The organism is Rhizobium sp. 11_C7_N12_5 (assembly GCF_051811145.1).
Taxonomy (GTDB): Bacteria; Pseudomonadota; Alphaproteobacteria; order Rhizobiales; family Rhizobiaceae; genus Rhizobium; species Rhizobium lusitanum.
The window spans coordinates 830,506-849,602 of sequence record NZ_JBPWPY010000001.1; the positions used below are offsets into that span (position 1 = coordinate 830,506).

At 60.9% G+C, this 19,097-nt stretch carries 22 protein-coding genes; 7 read left to right on the forward strand and 15 right to left on the reverse strand.

Annotated elements, in window-relative coordinates; all coding sequences use genetic code 11:
• Positions 1-88 precede the first annotated feature (88 nt).
• From AB8B29_RS04025 to AB8B29_RS04035, 3 genes are all read right to left on the reverse strand, one after another.
• Positions 89-1,978: an ABC-F family ATP-binding cassette domain-containing protein gene (locus tag AB8B29_RS04025; RefSeq protein WP_113118307.1), complete on the reverse strand. Its 1,890-nt coding sequence runs from the start codon at positions 1,976-1,978 to the stop codon at positions 89-91.
• 49 nt (positions 1,979-2,027) lie between these two features.
• Positions 2,028-2,534, reverse strand: coding sequence for a hypothetical protein (locus AB8B29_RS04030; protein ID WP_047639181.1), 507 nt, complete (start codon positions 2,532-2,534; stop codon positions 2,028-2,030).
• A gap of 161 nt (positions 2,535-2,695) precedes the next feature.
• Complete coding sequence (locus AB8B29_RS04035; RefSeq protein ID WP_113118306.1) at positions 2,696-3,205, reverse strand: DinB family protein; 510 nt, start codon at positions 3,203-3,205, stop codon at positions 2,696-2,698.
• Between the two features lie 224 nt (positions 3,206-3,429).
• Here AB8B29_RS04035 and ndk point away from each other — a divergent pair, with 224 nt between their 5' ends.
• Positions 3,430-3,852 carry a nucleoside-diphosphate kinase gene (gene ndk / locus AB8B29_RS04040; RefSeq protein WP_034487391.1) on the forward strand — a complete coding sequence of 141 codons (423 nt, stop codon included), beginning with the start codon at positions 3,430-3,432 and terminating at the stop codon, positions 3,850-3,852.
• Between the two features lie 74 nt (positions 3,853-3,926).
• On the opposite strand, the gene AB8B29_RS04045 is transcribed toward ndk, so the two are convergent.
• Together AB8B29_RS04045 and AB8B29_RS04050 are read right to left on the reverse strand one after the other, a co-directional pair.
• A complete protein-coding gene (locus tag AB8B29_RS04045; protein WP_047552894.1) occupies positions 3,927-4,436 on the reverse strand; it encodes a hypothetical protein in 510 nt (169 codons plus the stop codon).
• Entirely contained in the window at positions 4,433-4,981 is a 549-nt protein-coding gene (locus AB8B29_RS04050; RefSeq protein WP_037194020.1) for a CGNR zinc finger domain-containing protein, read from the reverse strand. The genes AB8B29_RS04045 and AB8B29_RS04050 overlap by 4 nt, the downstream gene beginning before the upstream one ends.
• Before the next feature lie 64 nt (positions 4,982-5,045).
• On the opposite strand from AB8B29_RS04050, the gene AB8B29_RS04055 reads away from it, so the two are divergent.
• A complete protein-coding gene (locus AB8B29_RS04055) occupies positions 5,046-5,942 on the forward strand; it encodes a branched-chain amino acid ABC transporter permease (protein ID WP_047552896.1) in 897 nt (298 codons plus the stop codon).
• A gap of 3 nt (positions 5,943-5,945) precedes the next feature.
• Here the strand turns inward: AB8B29_RS04055 and AB8B29_RS04060 are convergent, their stop codons facing one another.
• The 5 genes from AB8B29_RS04060 to AB8B29_RS04080 all read right to left on the reverse strand — a co-directional run bounded on the left by AB8B29_RS04060 (position 5,946) and on the right by AB8B29_RS04080 (position 10,277).
• Positions 5,946-6,416, reverse strand: a complete 471-nt coding sequence (locus AB8B29_RS04060; RefSeq protein WP_047552899.1) for a molybdenum cofactor biosynthesis protein MoaE — start codon at positions 6,414-6,416, stop codon at positions 5,946-5,948.
• Between the two features lie 4 nt (positions 6,417-6,420).
• Positions 6,421-6,675: a molybdopterin converting factor subunit 1 gene (moaD, locus tag AB8B29_RS04065; protein ID WP_034487384.1), complete on the reverse strand. Its 255-nt coding sequence runs from the start codon at positions 6,673-6,675 to the stop codon at positions 6,421-6,423.
• The gene (pgsA, locus tag AB8B29_RS04070) at positions 6,675-7,262 is read right to left on the reverse strand and encodes a CDP-diacylglycerol--glycerol-3-phosphate 3-phosphatidyltransferase (RefSeq protein ID WP_037194026.1); all 588 of its coding nucleotides are present in this window, start codon (positions 7,260-7,262) and stop codon (positions 6,675-6,677) included. Before pgsA ends, moaD begins: the two co-directional genes overlap by 1 nt.
• A 208-nt stretch (positions 7,263-7,470) precedes the next feature.
• Positions 7,471-9,513, reverse strand: a complete 2,043-nt coding sequence (uvrC, locus tag AB8B29_RS04075) for an excinuclease ABC subunit UvrC (RefSeq protein ID WP_037194028.1) — start codon at positions 9,511-9,513, stop codon at positions 7,471-7,473.
• Positions 9,510-10,277: an SDR family oxidoreductase gene (locus AB8B29_RS04080; RefSeq protein WP_037194031.1), complete on the reverse strand. Its 768-nt coding sequence runs from the start codon at positions 10,275-10,277 to the stop codon at positions 9,510-9,512. Before AB8B29_RS04080 ends, uvrC begins: the two co-directional genes overlap by 4 nt.
• A gap of 363 nt (positions 10,278-10,640) precedes the next feature.
• Between AB8B29_RS04080 and AB8B29_RS04085 the strand changes: the two genes are divergently transcribed.
• The gene (locus AB8B29_RS04085) at positions 10,641-11,273 is read left to right on the forward strand and encodes an outer membrane protein (protein WP_047552905.1); all 633 of its coding nucleotides are present in this window, start codon (positions 10,641-10,643) and stop codon (positions 11,271-11,273) included.
• On the opposite strand, the gene AB8B29_RS04090 is transcribed toward AB8B29_RS04085, so the two are convergent.
• Complete coding sequence (locus tag AB8B29_RS04090; protein WP_162730999.1) at positions 11,274-11,423, reverse strand: hypothetical protein; 150 nt, start codon at positions 11,421-11,423, stop codon at positions 11,274-11,276.
• A 65-nt stretch (positions 11,424-11,488) separates the two neighbouring features.
• Between AB8B29_RS04090 and AB8B29_RS04095 the strand changes: the two genes are divergently transcribed.
• Complete coding sequence (locus AB8B29_RS04095) at positions 11,489-11,623, forward strand: hypothetical protein (RefSeq protein ID WP_280951366.1); 135 nt, start codon at positions 11,489-11,491, stop codon at positions 11,621-11,623.
• 11 nt (positions 11,624-11,634) lie between these two features.
• On the opposite strand, the gene AB8B29_RS04100 is transcribed toward AB8B29_RS04095, so the two are convergent.
• Together AB8B29_RS04100 and AB8B29_RS04105 are read right to left on the reverse strand one after the other, a co-directional pair.
• Positions 11,635-12,228, reverse strand: a complete 594-nt coding sequence (locus AB8B29_RS04100; protein WP_113118305.1) for a glutathione S-transferase — start codon at positions 12,226-12,228, stop codon at positions 11,635-11,637.
• A 31-nt stretch (positions 12,229-12,259) separates the two neighbouring features.
• Entirely contained in the window at positions 12,260-13,111 is an 852-nt protein-coding gene (locus AB8B29_RS04105) for a 23S rRNA (adenine(2030)-N(6))-methyltransferase RlmJ (protein WP_037194415.1), read from the reverse strand.
• An 81-nt stretch (positions 13,112-13,192) separates the two neighbouring features.
• On the opposite strand from AB8B29_RS04105, the gene AB8B29_RS04110 reads away from it, so the two are divergent.
• The 3 genes from AB8B29_RS04110 (at position 13,193) to AB8B29_RS04120 (ending at position 17,224) form a co-directional block, all read left to right on the forward strand.
• On the forward strand, positions 13,193-15,316 hold the full coding sequence (locus tag AB8B29_RS04110; RefSeq protein WP_439006164.1) for a molybdopterin-containing oxidoreductase family protein: 2,124 nt from the start codon (positions 13,193-13,195) through the stop codon (positions 15,314-15,316).
• Entirely contained in the window at positions 15,313-15,906 is a 594-nt protein-coding gene (locus AB8B29_RS04115) for an NUDIX domain-containing protein (protein WP_092572796.1), read from the forward strand. The genes AB8B29_RS04110 and AB8B29_RS04115 overlap by 4 nt, the downstream gene beginning before the upstream one ends.
• Positions 15,907-16,054: 148 nt before the next feature.
• Entirely contained in the window at positions 16,055-17,224 is a 1,170-nt protein-coding gene (locus AB8B29_RS04120; protein ID WP_113118303.1) for an alpha-D-ribose 1-methylphosphonate 5-triphosphate diphosphatase, read from the forward strand.
• A gap of 52 nt (positions 17,225-17,276) precedes the next feature.
• On the opposite strand, the gene purN is transcribed toward AB8B29_RS04120, so the two are convergent.
• Positions 17,277-17,948, reverse strand: a complete 672-nt coding sequence (gene purN, locus AB8B29_RS04125) for a phosphoribosylglycinamide formyltransferase (RefSeq protein ID WP_037194045.1) — start codon at positions 17,946-17,948, stop codon at positions 17,277-17,279.
• A complete protein-coding gene (gene purM / locus AB8B29_RS04130) occupies positions 17,945-19,018 on the reverse strand; it encodes a phosphoribosylformylglycinamidine cyclo-ligase (RefSeq protein ID WP_037194047.1) in 1,074 nt (357 codons plus the stop codon). The genes purN and purM overlap by 4 nt, the downstream gene beginning before the upstream one ends.
• Positions 19,019-19,097: the final 79 nt, after the last annotated feature.

A 19,097-nucleotide genomic window follows, 5' to 3' on the forward strand; every position in this document is an offset into this window, starting at 1 on the left:
TATGTCAATGAAGGTTGGGCGTACTTTCCGTAGTTATGGTTAATGATCGGTTAGGATCGGCTCCGAAACCATTAAGAATTCACGCGCGCTAGCCGGAGATGGCGCTTTCATATTCCGATGAAAGTTCCAGCCATTGCTCCTCGGCTGCAGCGAGCTTTTCAGCGGCATCCGCGCGCTGTTTTGCCTTCTCAGCAGCCTTGGCGGGCGCCTTCTCGTAAAGAGCGGGATCTGCAAGTTCTGCATCAAGCGTCTGAATCAATTTCTCAAGCTTGGCGGTCAAGGATTCGATTTCGTTGATCTTCTTCTTGAGCGGCGCCTGTGAAGCGCGGCGTTCTGCATTGAGCTTGCGCTGATCCGCCTTGGAGACGGAATCGTCGTTGCCGTTCGCCTTGGCCTTGTCATCCCTCGGCTTCGGACTCGCGACGACGAGGCTGCGGTAATCTTCGAGGTCGCCATCGAAGGTGGAAACGGTGCCGTCGCGCACCAGCCACAGCTGGTCGACCGTCGCCTCGATCAGGTGGCGGTCGTGCGAGATGAGGATGACTGCGCCGGAATAATCGTTCAGCGCCTGGATCAGCGCATTGCGGCTGTCGATATCCAAATGGTTCGTCGGCTCGTCGAGGATCAGCAGATTCGGCGCGTCGAAGGCGGCAAGGCCCATCAGCAGCCTCGCCTTCTCGCCGCCAGAGAGATCCTTGACCTGCGTGTCCATCTTCTCCGTCGCCAGGCCCATCTGCGCGACGCGAGAGCGCACCCTCGCTTCCGGTGCTTCGGGCATCCTGCGGCGGACATGCTCGACAGCCGTCTGGTTCGGCATGAGATCATCGAGCTGGTGCTGGGCGAAGAAGCCGATCTTCAGGCTCGGTGCCAACTTCACATCACCGCTATCGGCATCGAGCCGGCCGGAGACGAATTTGGCGAAGGTGGATTTACCGTTGCCGTTGGAGCCGAGGAGGGCGATGCGGTCTTCAGCGTCGATGCGCAGGTTGAGGCGTTTCAGGATCGGCTTGCCGGGCTCATAGCCGACCGCGCCGCCGCTGACGGCGATAATGGGCGATGCGGGCTGCTTTTCGGGTTCCGGAAAGCTGAAGCCCATCACATGATCTTCGATGACGGCGGCGACAGTCCCCATCCGCTCCAGTGCCTTGACGCGTGATTGCGCCTGCCGCGCCTTCGTAGCCTTGGCCTTGAAACGATCGATGAAGCTCTGCAGATGCTTGCGTGCCGCGTCGTTCTTCGCTTTGGCTTTCGTCTGCAGTTCGTCGGCCTCCGCCTTCTGCCGCTCGAACTGGTCGTAGGAGCCGCGATAGAAGGTGAGCTTCTTCTGATCGAGATGGACGATGGCGTTGACCGCCGTATTCAGGAGGTCGCGGTCGTGCGAGATGATGATGACCGTGTGCGGATAGCGGCGGATGTAATCTTCCAGCCAGAGCGTGCCTTCGAGGTCGAGATAGTTCGTCGGCTCGTCGAGCAGCAAAAGGTCCGGCTCGGAAAACAGCACCGCAGCGAGCGCAACACGCATGCGCCATCCGCCGGAAAACGAGGAGGCGGGGCGCTTTTGCGCCTCGTGATCGAAGCCGAGGCCGGCAAGGATGCTGGCAGCACGCGCTTCGGCCGAATGCGCGCCGATATCGGCAAGCCGCGTCTGGATGTCGGCGATGCGATGCGGATCGGTTGCCGTCTCGGCTTCAGCAAGCAGTGCTGCTCGCTCCTTGTCGGCCGCGAGCACGATGTCGATCAGCGGCTCTTCCGTGCCGGGTGCTTCCTGCGCGACCTGGCCGATGCGGGCATTGCGCGGGATCGAGACCGAGCCGCTTTCAGGGGCAAAGTCGCCAGTGATGATCCTGAACAGCGTGGATTTGCCGGCACCGTTCTTGCCGACAAGGCCAGCCTTCGTGCCCGCCGGAAGCGTCACGTTGGCATGGTCGATGAGAAGGCGGCCGGCAATGCGGGCGGAAAGGTCTGAAATCGAAATCATGGCGCGGTTTTGGCCGAACTCGGCGCCGAAGGCAAGAGCGCGAAAGCGTTCAGGCGTCTGCGCGCCGCTTGGGCTCCGACAGGCTCGCGCAGTTCTTCAACCTCTCGATCAGCTCGGTCTCGTAGAGCATGAGATTGCTCAGCGACGCGTGGAGGCTGTCCAGGGCGGCGCTGGCATTCGGCGCCGTCCCGACCCCGCGGGCAAAATGCCGCTTCTTCTTCAGCCCTTTGGCAAGCTGATCCGCCACCTCGCGCAGCATGTCGGCCGCATCGCTTTCGGATTTCCGCGCGACCAGCCCGCAATGGCTGACAAGGCGATGCTTCAGGCCGATCTCATCGAGCTTGCTTTGCGAGGGGTGTGGGCCGAGCGCTTCGATCTCGCTGGCAAGACAACGGTCCTGGCCATATAGCGCCTCGTGAAAGAGCTGATAGTTGCGCGGCAGGTTCCTGACCTTCAGCCGCGTCATGAAGCGGCCGATGGTCTCGAGCTCGGTTTCTGATTCACTGTCATCATTGCCGATAGAAGATGCGGAAACGCCTGTCTGCGAACTCTTCATGCCTGCTCTCTGACTGCCACTTGGCTCACATATCTCTCCAACTTGCAGGCGCGCAGGTTAAGGCAACATGAACGAAATCGCCTATCCGCGTGATCGGACAATAAAATTAGCGGCTTGAGCAACGCCTGATCGCATCGAAGGGATCGCGGTTCGCCTATGGCTTACATCCACTGCCGCCCTTCACTGCGCAGGAAATGCAAGAGGTCCAGCACCAGCGATGGCTTGCCCAGCGTCGTCAGGATCATGTGGCATTGGCCCCGGTGATGGGTCTGATGATTGAACATATGTGCAATCGCCAGATGGAGCGGATGGATGATCGCGCCCGGCCGAAGGACGGATGTATAGGTGATGTCGGCCGCAAGGATGGCGGCATCCAGCGTCTCCACCCAATCGAGGATGTGCCGATCTTCGGCCTCGCGCATTTCTCGCAGCCCTGTAAGATCGTTATGCAGAACGACACCCAGCGCCGCCGGTGGCTCGCCGGTTCCACTGAAACGGTGCATCCACAGCCGGTCCGTCACCAGCAGATGGTTCAGCGTTCCATGCAGCGAGCCGAAGAAGGCACCGCGATCCTCGTGAAATTCCGCATCGCTGAGCCGGGCGGCGGCATCGTAGACTTGAACATTGGCCCAACGATTGTAGTCGGCAAGCATTTTGAAATGTCTGAGCATATGGCTTTTCCTCCATGGCTATGAGATCAGTCCGAACCAGAATTGAGCAAATGAACCGGACCATCCGCGAAGTCCGCTAATGAACGGTTGCTTCGCCGCTTAGTCGCTTGCGAATCGACCGTCCGTACTGTGACAGCGGCGTGAAATTGGGCTGTCCCCCTTGTTTTCGGGCTGTGGGGCGGGTAAAGACCGCCCACTTTTCTCTGATTACAAGGAACGGACCCATGGCGATTGAACGTACTTTCTCGATGATCAAGCCGGATGCAACGAAGCGCAATCTGACCGGCGCCATCACCAAGATTTTTGAAGACAATGGCCTGCGCGTCATCGCCTCCAAGCGCGTCTGGATGAGCAAGCGCGAAGCCGAAGGCTTCTACGCTGTCCACAAGGAACGCCCCTTCTTCGGCGAACTCGTCGAAGGCATGACCTCCGGCCCGACCGTCGTTCAGGTTCTGGAAGGCGAAGGCGCCATCCTGAAGAACCGCGAAATCATGGGCGCAACCAACCCGGCCAACGCCGCTGAAGGCACGATCCGCAAGATCCACGCTTTGTCGATCGGCGAAAATTCCGTTCACGGCTCCGACGCTCCGGAAACGGCTGCTGTCGAAATCGCTTACTGGTTCTCCGAAACTGAAATCGTCGGCTGAATCGGACTTTCAGCGCTTGCGCTGAACGATTTGAATTGACTCAAGAAAGCCGGGATTTTGCATCCCGGCTTTTTTCATGCCGGGCAGGCGGCATCGTGCCCATAGTCGATGCTGCCGTCACTTTTGAAGACATCCGGATTGGCGGTGTAGACCGGGCCGACGACGAGCGGTTTTGTCGGCAGCACGGTCTGGTCAAGGTCGGATTTCACCTCGGTCTTGATCGTCTGGATCGTCTTGTCGCTTGCATCCACCAGCTTGATCGAGACGGAATAGGGGCGATCCTTGCGCACGCAGCGCAGATCCGGGCTTTCGAGCGTGATCTTGTCCCAGAAGGTATAGATCTTCTGCCGAACCACAAGGGGGTCGCCCCCGGCGGGATTTTCGAATTCCGCGACGGCCGTCGTTCCCTCGGGGATCGGGGCAATCTTTTTCAGCGTGATCATGTAGCTGGCGGTCGCCACGCGATAGTTGAATATGAAGAGGCGGCCGCTGAGCTGGGTCGGACCCTCATCGTCTTTTCTCTGGCAGCCTCCAAGCGCCAGCCCTGCGATCGTGGCTGTCAGCAGGATCGTTCGGATAATCATGGCGCAGTCTCCTCCTTCTTGCGCCGGTAGTGCCGGCTTGCCTTGGCGCGGTTGCCGCAGACCGCCATGTCGCACCAGGCGCGGCTTTTGTTCTTGCTGCGATCGATGAAGAGCCAGCCGCAGTTGCGGCAGATCTTCATCCGCTCCGGGTCGGGCATGGCGATCAGGCGTAGCGTGGAGTGCACCGTCGCTGCCTCCAGTCCATCGGAGGAGGCTCGCCGTAGGACCTGCGCCAGCGCCGCCAGCAGGTCGGCGAGCAGCGCATCGGCTCCGCCGCCGAGGACGCGGGCACGAAAGTAGCGGTCGATCGCCTCGCGCAATCCGATGAAATCGGCCTTGTTTTCCTGCCGCACCGGCAGAATATCGCCGAACAGCGCCCGCTCGGCACAGAAATTCACTGCTGCTTTCGGAAAGCTTTCCATCTGCCCCGATCCCTCGAAGCGGTCGATCCGCCGTTCGTCGTCATGACGCAGGACCACGCTGTTGGCGACATCAAGCGCCAAGGCGCCACCGGAAAAGCGATGTGGGGTCCAGGAAAAGCTCATGCTGAAAATTATAACTGGTAAAATTGATTTTGCCAGTTACTATTTGCATGTCCTCGGAGGGGTCATGGCCTATCTTCTGCAGCAATTGGCAAATGCCGTTCCGCTCGCCGCGCTCTATGCCGCGCTTGCCTTCGGCTATGCCATCGCCTTCGGGGTCATGAAGCGGGCCGATATCACCTATGGAGCGCTCTTCGCCTTCGCCGGCCAGATGCTGGTGCTGTTCACCGACGTCGGCTACACCAGGATGTATCTGATCCTGCCGGCTGCCTTCGTCTTCGGCGCCATCGCCGCGGCCGCCTATACGCTGGGTACCAGTTTTCTTGTCGGCCGCGCGATCATGCTGCCGCTGTCGCGCAAGTCGCCGAATACGATCATCGTCGCAGCACTCGGTATGATGATCATCCTGATGGAGACGGCGCGGCTTGCCTCCAATACGCGCGGCATCTGGCTGCCACCCTTTCTGAATGGCGCTATCGTCTTCTGGGATAGCGGCGATTTCCGGGTGACGCTTACCGAGATCCAACTCCTCAACACGGCGCTGATGATCCTGGTGATCCTCGCCGGCGCCTATGTCCTTAGACGCACCGGCTGGGGACGCATCTGGCGGGCGGTGACCGACGACGCGCTGGCTGCCGAGCTTTGCGGCACAAGTGCCAACCGCGTCTTCCTGATGGCCTATGTCGCCTCGGCACTGGTTGCGACCATCTGTGGGCTACTGGCCACCTCCTATTACGGAACGATGGATTTCGGGGCTGGGCTGATGTTCGGGCTCAAGGTTCTGATGATCGCGGCCGTCGGGGGCTATTCCGACCCGCTGAAGTCGGCGGGCGGTGCGGCGCTGCTCGGTCTGGGGGAAACGATGTGGGGCGCCTACGGCCCGTTCCTGTGGCGCGACTTTGTCATCTTTTCGCTGCTCGTGCTGCTGCTGGTATTGAGCCGGCGCGAGCGGGTCGTTCCCTGAGGCCTATTTCTTCGCGGCCCATTTGGCGCGGGCGGTATCGTCGGCGTCCCTGGCCGAAACCCAATCGCCCTCCTTGCCGTCCTTGGCATGTTCCTTCTTCCAGAAGGGAGCCGAAGTCTTCAGGAAATCCATGACGAAATTGGCGCCGTCGAACGCTGCCTGCCGGTGCGGTGCGGCGGCAATGACGAGGACGATGTTTTCGCCGGGCGCGATCTTGCCGTAGCGATGGATGGCGGTCAGGCCGAAAAGCCCGAAGCGCTCGATGGCGAGGTCGGCGATGCGGCTGATTTCCGCCTCCGCCATGCCGGGATAATGTTCCAGCTCAAGCGCGCCGAGCGTGCCGCCTTCGTCGCGGCAGAGCCCGGAAAAGGTGACGACTGCGCCGATATCGAGCCGCCCCTGCGTGAGGCTGTCGATCTCGGCCTGGAGATCGAAATCTTCTTGCTGAACGCGGACGAGCGGCTGCACGGCCATCAGCTCACCCTCCAGTCATCGGTGGGAACAGCCCGATCTCGCGCGCACCGGCGATCGGCTCGTCGTGATCGGCATGTTCCATGTTGATGGCGACCCGGATCGCTTCCGGAAACTGAAGCGCTGTCTCGTATTCTTCCCCCAAGGTCTTCAAATGATTAAGGAGATCACCGACGGTGATCACCTCGGCGGGAAGAGAGATCTCCTCTTCGGCCTTGCCGATCCGCTCGCGCACCCAGGCGAAATAGACGAGCTTCGTCATCATTCATCGTCCACGATATGCTTCAGGCCGGCGCGGAAATAATCGTAGCCGGTGTAGATGGTCAGCAGCGCCGCGACCCACAGCAGGACGATGCCGATCTCCGTCGTATAGGGTAGCACCTTGTCGCCGGCCGGCCCAGCCAGCAGGAAGGCGATGGCCACGAGCTGCGCGGTCGTCTTCCACTTCGCGATGCGCGTCACGGGAACGCTCACTTTCAAGGCGGCAAGATATTCGCGCAGGCCGGATACCAGTATTTCACGGCAGAGGATGATGATCGCCGCCCAGAGCGACCAGCCGGCGATCGTGCCGTCGGCCGCCACCAGCAGCAGGATCGAGGCGACCAGCAGTTTGTCGGCGATCGGATCCAGCATGCGGCCGATATTCGAGGTCTGATTCCAGATGCGCGCGAGATAGCCGTCGAGAAAGTCGGTGAGCGAGGCGATCACGAAGATCCAGAGCGCGACCCACCGCGCGAAATCGGAACCTTCCAGCTTGCCCTCGACGAAGAAGCACAGGACGATCAGGGGTACGCAGAGGATGCGGCCGTAGGTAAGCAGATTGGGAATGCTGTAAGCGCGCGAAGCCATGGAAATCGTTTCGTTTCGGTTGTGTCGGCAGATCTCGGTGAGCCTTTGTCAAAGTCTCATCTCGCTCCAGCCATTTGATTGAGCATGATCTTATCCAAAAACCGCTCCGCACTTTTTGGGATCACGCCTAGATGATGGTTTGATTACCCTATCGTCAACATTCTTTCTGTTCTTTCACCGTCATTGCGTGGAATTTGCGACCGGCTTTTTATTTCGCGGTGTCTTCATGAAAATGGTTGTAGACCTGCCGTGCTACGGCTTCCGATATGCCTTCCACAGCCATCAGGTCGGACAGGGCGGCGCGCGATACGGCCTTGGCGGTGCCGAAATGCTGCAGCAATGCCCGCTTGCGCGACGGGCCGATACCGCCGATTTCATCCAGCGGATTCTTGATCATCTCCTTCTTGCGCCGGGCGCGATGCGAGCCGATGGCGAAACGGTGGGCTTCGTCGCGCAGGCGTTGGATGAAGTAGAGCACGGGATCGCGCGGCGGCAGGGTGAAGCTCTCGCGGGAAGGGGCGAAAAAGCGCTCGCGTCCGGCGTCGCGGTCGACACCCTTGGCGACGCCGATGGCGATGACGCTGTCGGTGATTCCCAACTCCTCGAGAATGGCCCGCACCGCTGTCATCTGCCCCTGGCCGCCATCAATGAGGATGATATCAGGCCAGGCGGGGAAGGGCTGGTCGGCTGCATCGGCGGCGGGAGCCTCCGTCGCAGCGCTGCGGTCGGGCTTGCCCTCTTCCTTCAGCAGGCGGGAGAAGCGCCTTGTCATCACTTCGCGCATCATGCCGAAGTCGTCGCCGGGCGTGATGTCGGTCGATTTGATGTTGAACTTTCGGTACTGGCCTTTGACGAAACCTTCCGGCCCGGCCACAACCATGCCGCCGACCGCATTCGTGCCCATGATGTGGGAGTTGTCGTAAATCTCGATGCGCTGCGGCACGTAAGGAAGCTTGAAGGTCTCCTTGAACCCCTCTAGCAGCCGCGATTGCGAAGCCGTCTCCGCAAGCTTGCGACCATGCGCTTCGCGGGCATTGGCAACGACATGATCGACCAGATCGCGTTTTTCGCCGCGCTGCGGCACGAGGATCGAGACCTTGTGGCCGGTCTTCTCGCTGAGCGCTGCCGCCAGCAGCTCGATTTCCTCGACCGTCTCCGAAAGAAGAATCTGCCTGGGCACCGGTTTGTCGTCGTAGAACTGCGCCAGGAAGGCGTTCAGCACTTCGGCGCCTGACAGTGATGGGTCGGCCTTGGGAAAATAGGCTCGATTGCCCCAGTTCTGGCCGGTGCGGAAGAAGAAGACCTGAATACAGGAGATGCCGCCCTCGTGATGGATGGCGAAGATATCGGCTTCCTCGACGCCGGCCGGATTGATGCCCTGATGGCTCTGTACGTGCGACAGCGCCGCCAGCCGGTCGCGAAAGACGGCGGCGCGCTCGAAATCGAGATCCTCGGCGGCGGCGTTCATCTCCTCGGCCATATGGGCCTTGACGTTCTGGCTCTTGCCGGAAAGGAAATCCTTCGCCTCCTGCACCAATTCTGCATAGCCCGAATCGCTGATCTCATGCGTGCAGGGTCCGGAACAGCGCTTGATCTGGTAGAGCAGACAGGGCCGGGTGCGCGTCTCGAAAACGCTGTCGGCACAGGTGCGGATGAGGAATGCGCGCTGTAGCGAATTGATGGTGCGGCCGACGGCGCCGGCCGAGGCGAACGGGCCGAAATAGTCGCCCTTGCGGGCGCGGGCGCCGCGATGCTTGAAAATGGCTGGTGCGCGATGGTCGCCGGTGATCAGAATATAGGGAAAGGACTTGTCGTCGCGCAGCAAGACGTTGAAGCGCGGCCGCAAGCGCTTGATCAGATTCGCTTCCAGCAGCAGCGCTTCTGTCTCGGTGCGGGTGGTGACGAACTCCATATTGGCGGTTTCGCGCACCATGCGGGCGATGCGGTTGGAATGCACCCGGCCCATGGCATAGTTGGCGACACGCTTCTTCAGGCTGCGTGCCTTGCCGACATAGAGCACGTCGCCGGCTTCGTTGAACATGCGGTAGACGCCGGGATTGTTCGGCAGGCGCTTGACGAATTCAGCGATCAGTTCCGCGCCGCGCAAGCCGGTCTCGTTCTTGCCGCCTTCGTTCCAGTCGACGGGCACGACAGGGGAGGCGGCGGCATCGCCCTCTACCTCGATGTCGTCTTCTATATCCTCTGATTCGTCGTAGAGAATGCCGCCATCGGGCAGCTTTCTTCCATTCATTCCGCACTCTCCGCCACATCAGGCGTTTCCCAGGCAAGATGCTGGCCGCCGTCGAGCGCTATCATTTGGCCCGTGATCGAGGGCGTGTCAAAAAGAAAGCGGATGGTGCGGCCGAATTCTCCGAGCCCCGGCGCGGCCTTCAATATGAGGCCGTCGATCTGGGCCTGAAAGTCCTCTTCCGACTGTCGCGCGCTGCGCACCGTCGGCCCCGGGCCAATCGCGTTGACGCGGACGCGAGGGGCAAAGCTCTGCGCCATCGTCTGGGTCGCCGTCCAAAGGGCCGCCTTCGACAGCGTGTAGGAATAGAAGCGTGGGTTGAGCGCCCAGACCCTCTGGTCGATCATGTTGACGATCAATCCCGGATTGGGCTCGGGAAGCTGCCGGACGAAATCGGCTGATAACATTGAGGGCGCGCGGACATGCACGGCAAAATGCGCCTCGAAGGCTTCAGCATCGAAACGCTGGGCGGAATCGCCGAGGAAAGCCGAGGCATTGTTGACCAGCAAATCAAGCGGACCTAGGGCGGCCGCGGCTTTCTCGACGAGGGTTGACGTTTCGCCCAAATCTTGCAGGTCGGCCTTGATCGCAATCGCCTTCCTGCCCATTTGCTGCAATTTCGCCACGATTTCCGCCGCCTCGGCGAAGGATTGGTTGGCATGCAGCGCCACCGCGAAGCCATTGGCCGACAGATCCTCGGCTATTGCCCTGCCTATTCTTTTTGATGCGCCCGTTATCAATGCCGTGCGAAGTTCTTCCTGGCTCAAGATACCGCCTTCTTCTCGTCGTTACCCAATCGAAGCTCATATAGGGCGTCGATACACCATATGAAAAGGTGCTTGAGCGAATGACGCTCTTGACATCTCTTATGTAGATCTTGAGATATATTTAGATTAAAATAAGTATACATGCTTTAACCATTGGTTATGGTTAACAATTCCTCTGTTGCGCTGAAGCAACATCGAAATTCAGCCATGTCTGTGCCACAATGATATCATATTTTGGCTCTTCCAATTCCTCATTTGCACTCCAATTTCAATCTCGATCCGGGAGGGATTTATTTTAATTGCTCGTGACGCTTCGAAGTCAAAGATTGTAGACGAAGCACACGGGACTGAAAGGAGAAAAGTATGCGTACTCTCGTAACGACCCTCATGGTCTCCGCTTTCGCTCTCGGCGGCTACACCGCAGCTCAGGCTGCTGACGCTGTTGAGCAGGTTCCGCAGCCGCCCGTCGCTCAGGAAGCAGCTCCGGTCGTCAACAATTGGTCCGGCTTCTACATCGGTGGCGAAGGCGACTGGAACAAGGGTCACTTCAACCGCACCGGCAACACCTACGCCTTCGGCGGTGGTGCCTTCACCGGCTACAACTGGCAGCAGGGACAGATCGTATACGGTGTCGAAGGTGACCTCGGTTACGCCGACTCGGAGACGTCCCGCAATGGCCTGACTGCCAAGAACGGCGTCAATGGCTCGGTTCGCGGCCGTCTCGGTTACGATTTCAACCCGTTCATGCTGTATGGCACGGCTGGTCTGGCGCTCGGCCAGAACAAGCTCTCGGACGATACCTCGTCTGAAAGCAAGACGGCTGTTGGTTACACGGTCGGTGCAGGTGCTGAAACCTTCATCACCAGCAACATCACGGCTCGCCTTGAGTACCGTTACACCGACTACGGCAAGAAGACCTTCAACCTCGACTCCGGCAGCTTCTCGCGCGGCTTCGACGAGCAGAGCGTCAAGGTCGGTATCGGCGTGAAGTTCTAATCACTTGACAGTATGGAATGAAGAAAAAGCCGGGGCTCTTGCCCCGGCTTTTTCTATTTCATGCTTCTGAATATTTATGCGGGTGAGGGCTTCCTGGGTGATGAGAGCGCCGAAGCCGCGCGGTGCACCTGTGATGAACCAAGCACCCATGACTTTCTCCTTTGTCGGTTGGCAGCGTGGAATTCGCTTGCAGGAGAGAAAGGTAGGATGGCCGGATGATCCGCATGCTGGAGGACTGGTGCCCCTACTATTCCGGCTTCTTCCTCTATTATCCGAGCCGTCGGCAATTACCGACGGCCTTGCGCGCCTTTGTCGATTTCGTGAGGAACGGCGATGTATACTGGAGCTAAGCGAGACAGCGTCAGGCCTGCGGCTTCATCGCCGGATAGTCGGGGAAATGCTTTTCGAACTTGCTCGCCCAGTTGATAAGCTCCGCATGGTCCGCCTCCCATTGGCCTTCGAAGCGGAGCTGCAGATAGCCGATAAGGGCGGCAAGCGCGAAATGTCCCGCATGCAGCTTCTTGCCGATCTTTGGTGGCTCTGCATCCAGGTGGGCGAGCGCGCGGCTTGCCTTTGTCCACTGCCGGTCGATCCAAGGCTGGTGCTGCTTTTCGGGTTCGCGGAGGCGCCGCTCGTAAACGATCGACAGAAGGCACTCCATGGTGCCGTCGCACAGCGCTTCCAGAACTTCGGCTTCGGTGCGCTTACCCTTCTTGGAAGGATAAAGGCCACCCTCCTGCCGGTCGAAGTAATGCATGATGGCGCGGCTGTCGAAAATCGCTTCGCCATCGTCGGTCAGCAAGGTCGGGATCTTGCCCAGCGGATTGTTGTCGACGAGTAGCGCCGGCCCGGCATTGGTATCGACACGGATCTCCTCGAGTTTGATGCCGAGATGGCGGGCCGCCATGCGCACCTTGCTGGAAAAGGGGGAGGTGGACGAACAGAGAAGTCTCATGGGATCACCTGTGGGATGGGCGGGAGGAAATTCAATGTTCGCCGCGCAGCCAGAAGGCGCGTTGCGAGGCGAAACGGTCCTGCGCCAGCAGATCCTTCAGCGCCGGCAACAGCGCATGCAACTCGTCCTTCAACGTGAAGGGCGGATTGACGATGATGAGGCCGGAGCCGGTAAGCCCGGCGAAGCCGCGGTCGCTTTTGACCGTCAACTCCGCGCAGAGCATCTTCGGCACCTCCAATGCCTGCAGTGCTTCGTGAAACTGCTTGATCGGCGCGTCCTTCTTGATCGGATACCAGAGGCAATAGGTGCCGCCGGGAAAGCGGTGCCAGGCTTTCGCCAAGCCGCCGACCAGCCGCTCATATTCGCCGTCTTCCTCGAAGGGCGGGTCGACCAGCACGATCCCGCGCTTTTCTTTCGGCGGCAGATGCGCGCCGAGCGCCAGCCAGCCGTCAAGCTCGGTGATGCGCGCATGGTGGTCGCCTTCGAACAGCCGGTGCAGCCGCTGGAAGTCCTCGGGGTGCAGCTCCATGGCTGATAGCCGGTCCTGCGGGCGGAACAGCATGCGGGCGAGCTTCGGCGAACCGGGATAGAATTGCAGGCCGCCTTCGGGATTGAGTTCGCGAACGGCGGTCAGATAGGGCTCCAGCAGATCGGCGACCTGCGGCACGAGTTCCGCTGCGAGAAGCCTGCCGATACCATCCTGCCATTCGCCGGTCTTCTGCGCTTCCTCCAAAGAGAGATCGTAGAGCCCGATGCCGGCATGGGTGTCCAGAACACGGAACGCTTTGTCCTTGTTCTGCATGTAGCGGACGAGGCGGGCGAGCACCGCGTGCTTGAGCACATCGGCGAAGTTGCCCGCGTGATAGATATGCCGATAGTTCATTGTCGGTGAAGTCCGCATGAATTGTTGCGATGGGCCGGATTATCCCTAGTGGCCGGTCATCGCTTGAAATATAGAAACATCATGAACATTGCGACCCCTATTCAAGCCAAATCCCGCATTGGTCACACGGCCTGTCCGCATGACTGTCCGTCAACCTGCGCGCTGGAGATCGATCTGACGGACGACGGCCGGATCGGCCGCGTCCGCGGCGCCAATGATCATTCCTACACGGCCGGCGTCATCTGCGCCAAGGTCGCCCGCTATGCCGAGCGCCTCTATCATCCCGATCGTCTGATGAAGCCGCTGCGCCGCGCCGGCGCCAAGGGCGAGGGGCGTTGGCAGGAGATTTCCTGGGACGATGCGCTGGACGAGATCGCCGAGGCTTTCGTCAAGGCCGAAGCCAAGGACGGCAGCGAGGCGATCTGGCCTTATTTTTATGCCGGCACCATGGGCTGGGTCCAACGCGATTCCATCGATCGCCTTCGCCATGCGAAACGTTATTCCGGCTTCTTTTCCTCGATCTGCACCAATCCGGCCTGGACCGGTTTCACCATGGCGACGGGCGTGCTGCGCGGCCCCGATCCGCGGGAGATGGGCCGCACCGACTGCGTCGTCATCTGGGGCACGAATGCGGTCGCGACGCAGGTCAATGTGATGACCCACGCGGTCAAATCCCGCAAGGAGCGCGGCGCCAAGATCGTCGTCGTCGATATCTATGACAATCCGACGATGAAGCAGGCCGATGTGGCGCTGATCGTCAAACCCGGCACGGATGCGGCGCTCGCCTGCGCCGTCATGCACATCGCCTTCCGCGATGGCTATGCCGACCGCGCCTACATGGCCAGATATGCCGATGATCCGGCAGGCCTCGAAGAACATCTGAAGTCGAAGACCCCGGCCTGGGCAGCTGGCATTACCGGCCTTTCGGTGGATGAGATCGAGGCCTTCGCAAAGCTGGTGGGGACGACGAAGAAAACCTATTTCCGTCTCGGTTACGGTTTCACGCGCCAGCGCAACGGCGCCATCGCCATGCATGCGGCCGCCTCGATCGCCACCGTTCTCGGTTCCTGGCAATATGAGGGCGGCGGCGCCTTTCATTCGAACAGCGATATCTTCCGCATGGACGCGAGCGAGCTGACCGGCCGGTCCATGAAGGATCTGGATATCCGCATGATCGACCAGTCGCAGATCGGCCGGGCGCTGACAGGCGATGCCGTGGCGCTTCGCCATCGCGGGCCGGTGACGGCCATGCTGATCCAGAATACCAATCCGGTGAACATCGCGCCCGAGCAAAGGCTGGTGAAGCGCGGCTTTGCCCGTTCCGATCTCTTCGTTGCCGTGCACGAGCAGTTCATGACCGACACGGCCGAGATGGCCGATATCGTCATTCCCGCCACCATGTTCGTCGAGCATGACGACATCTACCGCGCCGGCGGCCAGAATCATATTCTTCTTGGCCCGAAGCTGGTCGAGCCGCCGCCGACCGTGCGCAGCAATCTCTTCGTCATCGAGGAGTTGGCCAAGCGTCTTGGGGTCGCAGATCGCCCCGGCTTCGGCTTTTCCGCCCGCGAGATGATCGACCGGGTTCTGTCGAGGAGCGGCTTGCCGGATTACGATTATTTCCTTGAGCATAAATGGTTCGATCGTCAGCCGGCTTTCGAGGATGCGCATTTTCTGAACGGCTTTGGCCATCCCGACGGCAAGTTCCGGTTCCGCCCGGACTGGGTCAACCAGCCGGCCCCAAACCGCCCGCCTGCGTCAGTCGGATTGCTCGGTCCTCATGTGGAGTTGCCGGAATTCCCGGATCAGGTCGATGTCATCGAAGTGGCCGATCCGGATCATCCGTTCAGGCTCGCCACCTCGCCGTCGCGCAACTTTCTGAATTCGAGCTTCGCGGAAACCAAGACGTCGCGGCAGAAGGAAGGCCGCCCCGAGGTGATGATCAATCCGGCCGATGCCGCGGCGCTCGATGTCATCCATGGCGATCTGATCCGCATCGGCAATGCGAGAGGCGACATCCGCCTCCATGCGCGCGTGACGACAGAGGTGAAGCCGGGTGTGCTGATCGCCGAGGGGCTCTGGCCGAATAAGGCCCATGTCGATGGCGAGGGCATCAACGTCCTCACCGGAGCCGATCCGGTCGCGCCCTACGGCGGTGCGGCCGTTCACGATAACAAGGTATGGCTGCGCAAGGATATGGCATGAGCGAATTCGGAAAGGCGAAAGCCGAAATCGTCAACGAGAAGACGTTGGCGGATCAATGGACCCGGCTCAGCAGCTATGATGTCGACTACACGGATTCGCGCGGCGAGAAGCATCGCCTGAAGCGCGAGATCTATCACCGCACGCCGGCCGCCTGCATCCTGCTCTACGATCCCGCCCGTGAGACGGTCGTGCTCGTCCGGCAATACCGTCTGCCGTCGCAGCTTGCCGGCCTGCCGGCATGGATGATCGAAGTGCCCGCCGGCCTGCTCGATGGCGACGAGCCGGAGGCAGCGATCCGGCGCGAGGCCATGGAGGAGACCGGGTTTCGCGTGCGCGATGTCCGATTTCTCTTCAAGGCGATGACCTCGCCGGGTGCCGTGACCGAGATCATCCATTTTTTTGCCGCCGTGATCGATACGTCCGATCGGGTCGCCGATGGCGGTGGGCTTGCCGAGGAGCATGAGGATATCGAGGTGTTGGAAATTCGATTGTCCGATGCGATGGCAATGATCGAGGCGGGCGATATCCACGATGCCAAGACGGTCATTCTGCTGCAATGGGCGACCCTGAACAGGGCGAGCCTGCAGTAGGTCCATCGAAGTCAGGGAGCTGGGCCCAAAACTATGCTGCCGCCTTCATCACCGTGTCACGAATCGAGACTACCGGGGCGTGCTGGCCGAAGACGTCCGGACGTGTCCGTGCCTTTCAGATGATAGACACTGTTTCAGGAGAAAGCCGATGTGGCTCAGCAATTTCACGCTCGTTCTTCCCAATGAAGTCGTCGACCAGGGTGCCGTGCGCATCGAGGATGGCGTGATTGCCGAAATCCGCTCCGAGCCGGTGGAGCAGGCGACCTTCGATGGCGGCGGGCGCCTGCTGATGCCCGGTTTCGTCGATCTGCATTGCGATATGATTGAGCGCGAGATCGCGCCGCGGCCGAACGCCATGATGCCGATCGATTTCGGCATTCACGAACTGGACAAGAAGCTGGCCGCCGCTGGCGTCACCACGGCATTTGCCGCGCTCTCCTTTGCGACCGAAAGCGTCTACGGTCACGTCCGTTCGCTCGAAACCACCTCGGCTGTGATCCGCGGCATCAACAGTTTGCGCAATGACCTCCTGATCGATCACCGCGTTCATGCCCGCTATGAAATTACCAATCTGGGCGCGGCGCTGACCCTGGAGCGGCTTTTGAAGGACGGCGACATCGACATGGTCTCCCTGACCGACCACACGCCTGGGCAGGGGCAGTACAACGATATCGAGAGCTACATCCGCAGCATGTCCGAGCGTCGCGCCATGTCGCGCGAGGCTGCCGAGGAAGTCGTGGCGAAGCGCATCGCCCAGCGCCAGGATCCGGAAATCGAACGCAAGCTGCACGATGTGGTCGAGCTTTCGCTGAAGCACAAGCTGTCGCTCGCCTCGCATGATGACGACAGCGCCGAGAAAGTGGCGGCGATGCACGATCTCGGCGTGACCATCAGCGAGTTTCCAGTAACGGGACCGGCCGCCGAAGAGGCTTGCCGCCGCGGCCTCTGGACGCTGATGGGTGCGCCGAACGCGCTGCGCGGTCAGTCCATGTCCGGCAATCTCAGCGCCCTGGACGCTGCCCGCGCCGGCCTGCTCGGCATCATCGCCGCCGATTATCACCCGGCCGCTTTCGTGCCGGCGATCTTCAAGATTGCGGAGGTTGTTGGCGGTGGCCTGCCGGCGGCGGTTGCCATGGCAAGCGCCAATGCTGCCCGTTCGGCCGGCCTTAATGATCGCGGCGAGATCGCCGTCGGCCAGCTTGCCGATCTGGTTGCCGTCGAACCCGGCTCGGTTCATCGCATTCGCGCGACCTTCCGCGGCGGCCGCATCGTCTATAGCGACGGCACGCTGCATCCGCTGATGGCGATTGCGGCTTGAAGAGAAAATCGAAGGGGCGAATTAGGCGCCGTTCGGCTCCATAACGCTCTATTTAAGCCATGTCCCCAAGCAGTGACACGACCTGCCGTCCATGGGCGGCAGCTGTTCTGGCAAGGCTGATGGCCTTGCCGTCTTGCATCCCGACTTTGCCTTCCGCGAGCAGCCGCAGGGACTGCGGATAGAGCTGATGTTCGACCGTCAGCACACGGGCAGCCAATGCGTCCGCCGTATCGCCGGTCAACACCGGCACGGCCGCCTGGCCGATCACCGGGCCTTCGTCCATGCCTTCGGTGACGAAATGCACTGTGCAGCCGGCAACGCGCATGCCGGCGTCGATGGCGCGTTGATGCGTGTGCAGACCGGGAAAGAGCGGCAGCAGGGAAGGGTGGATATTGATGATCCGACCTTCATAGCGCTGGATGAAGCGGCCGGAAAGCAGCCGCATGTAGCCCGCAAGGCAGATGATGTCGGGAGACAAGGCTTCCAGCTGCGAGAGGATCGCCTCTTCGTGGGCGTCCTTGCTGGTAAAATCCTTGCGGACGAAGGCGAAGGTGGCGATGCCCTCGGCGGCAGCTTTTGCCAGTCCGCCGGCATCCGCCTTGTCGGCGATGACGGCGACGATCTCAGCCGGATAGTCGGGAGCCGCCGTCGCCTTCAAAAGGGCCATCATGTTGGAGCCGCCGCCGGAAATGAAGACGACGACGCGTTTGCGCGGCGTGTTCATAGAGCGAGCGTACCCTTGTAGACCGTGCCTCCAGCGTCTTCGGTGCGAGCAATCATGCGGCCGAGTGTTACCACAGCCTCGCCTTCGGCTTCGAGCGCTGCCTTCACGGCTGCAACATTGTCTGCCGCCACGACCACGATCATGCCGATGCCGCAGTTGAAGGTGCGCAGCATTTCCTTGGCCTCGACGCCGCCCGTCTTGGCGAGCCAGGAGAAGACCGGCGGCACCTTGACGGCGGCAAGATCGATTTCGGCGGCCAGATGCTTCGGCAGCACGCGCGGGATATTTTCGGGAAAGCCGCCACCGGTGATATGGGCGAGCGCCTTGAGCGCATGTGTCTCGCGGATGGCTTTCAGCAAGGGCTTCACATAGATGCGCGTCGGCGTCAGCAGCGCTTCGCCAAGTGCCTTGCCTTCTGCGAAAGGCGCCGGCGCGTCCCAGCCGAGGCCGGAAATCTCTACGATCTTGCGCACCAGCGAGAAGCCGTTGGAATGCACGCCCGAGGAGGCGAGGCCGAGAATGATGTCGCCTTCGGCGATGTCGCCCGATGGCAGCAACTGGCCGCGCTCGGCCGCGCCGACGGCGAAGCCCGCCAGATCGTAATCACCGTCGGAATACATGCCCGGCATCTCAGCCGTCTCGCCGCCGATCAGTGCGCAGCCCGCCTCGCGGCAGCCGGCCGCGATGCCGCCGACAATCGCCGCGCCCTGATCGGGATCGAGCTTGCCGGTGGCGAAGTAATCGAGGAAGAACAGCGGCTCCGCACCCTGGACGACGAGGTCGTTCACGCACATGGCGACGAGGTCGATGCCGACGGTGTCATGATAGTTCGCATCGATGGCGATCTTCAGCTTGGTGCCGACGCCGTCATTGGCGGCGACCAGCACCGGATCGGTGAAGCCTGCGGCCTTGAGATCGAAGAGACCTCCAAAGCCGCCGATTTCGCCGTCGGCGCCGGGACGGCGCGTCGAGCGCACGGCGGGTTTGATCTTTTCGACCAGCAGATTGCCGGCATCGATATCGACGCCCGCGTCGCTATAGGTCAGACCGTTTTTTCCAGACTGGCTCATGCTTCCGCCTCCGATGGCCGCCCTTCCGTCGCGACAGGGCTCTGATCGGGTCGCCATTGCATGATAGGGGCGTTTATGC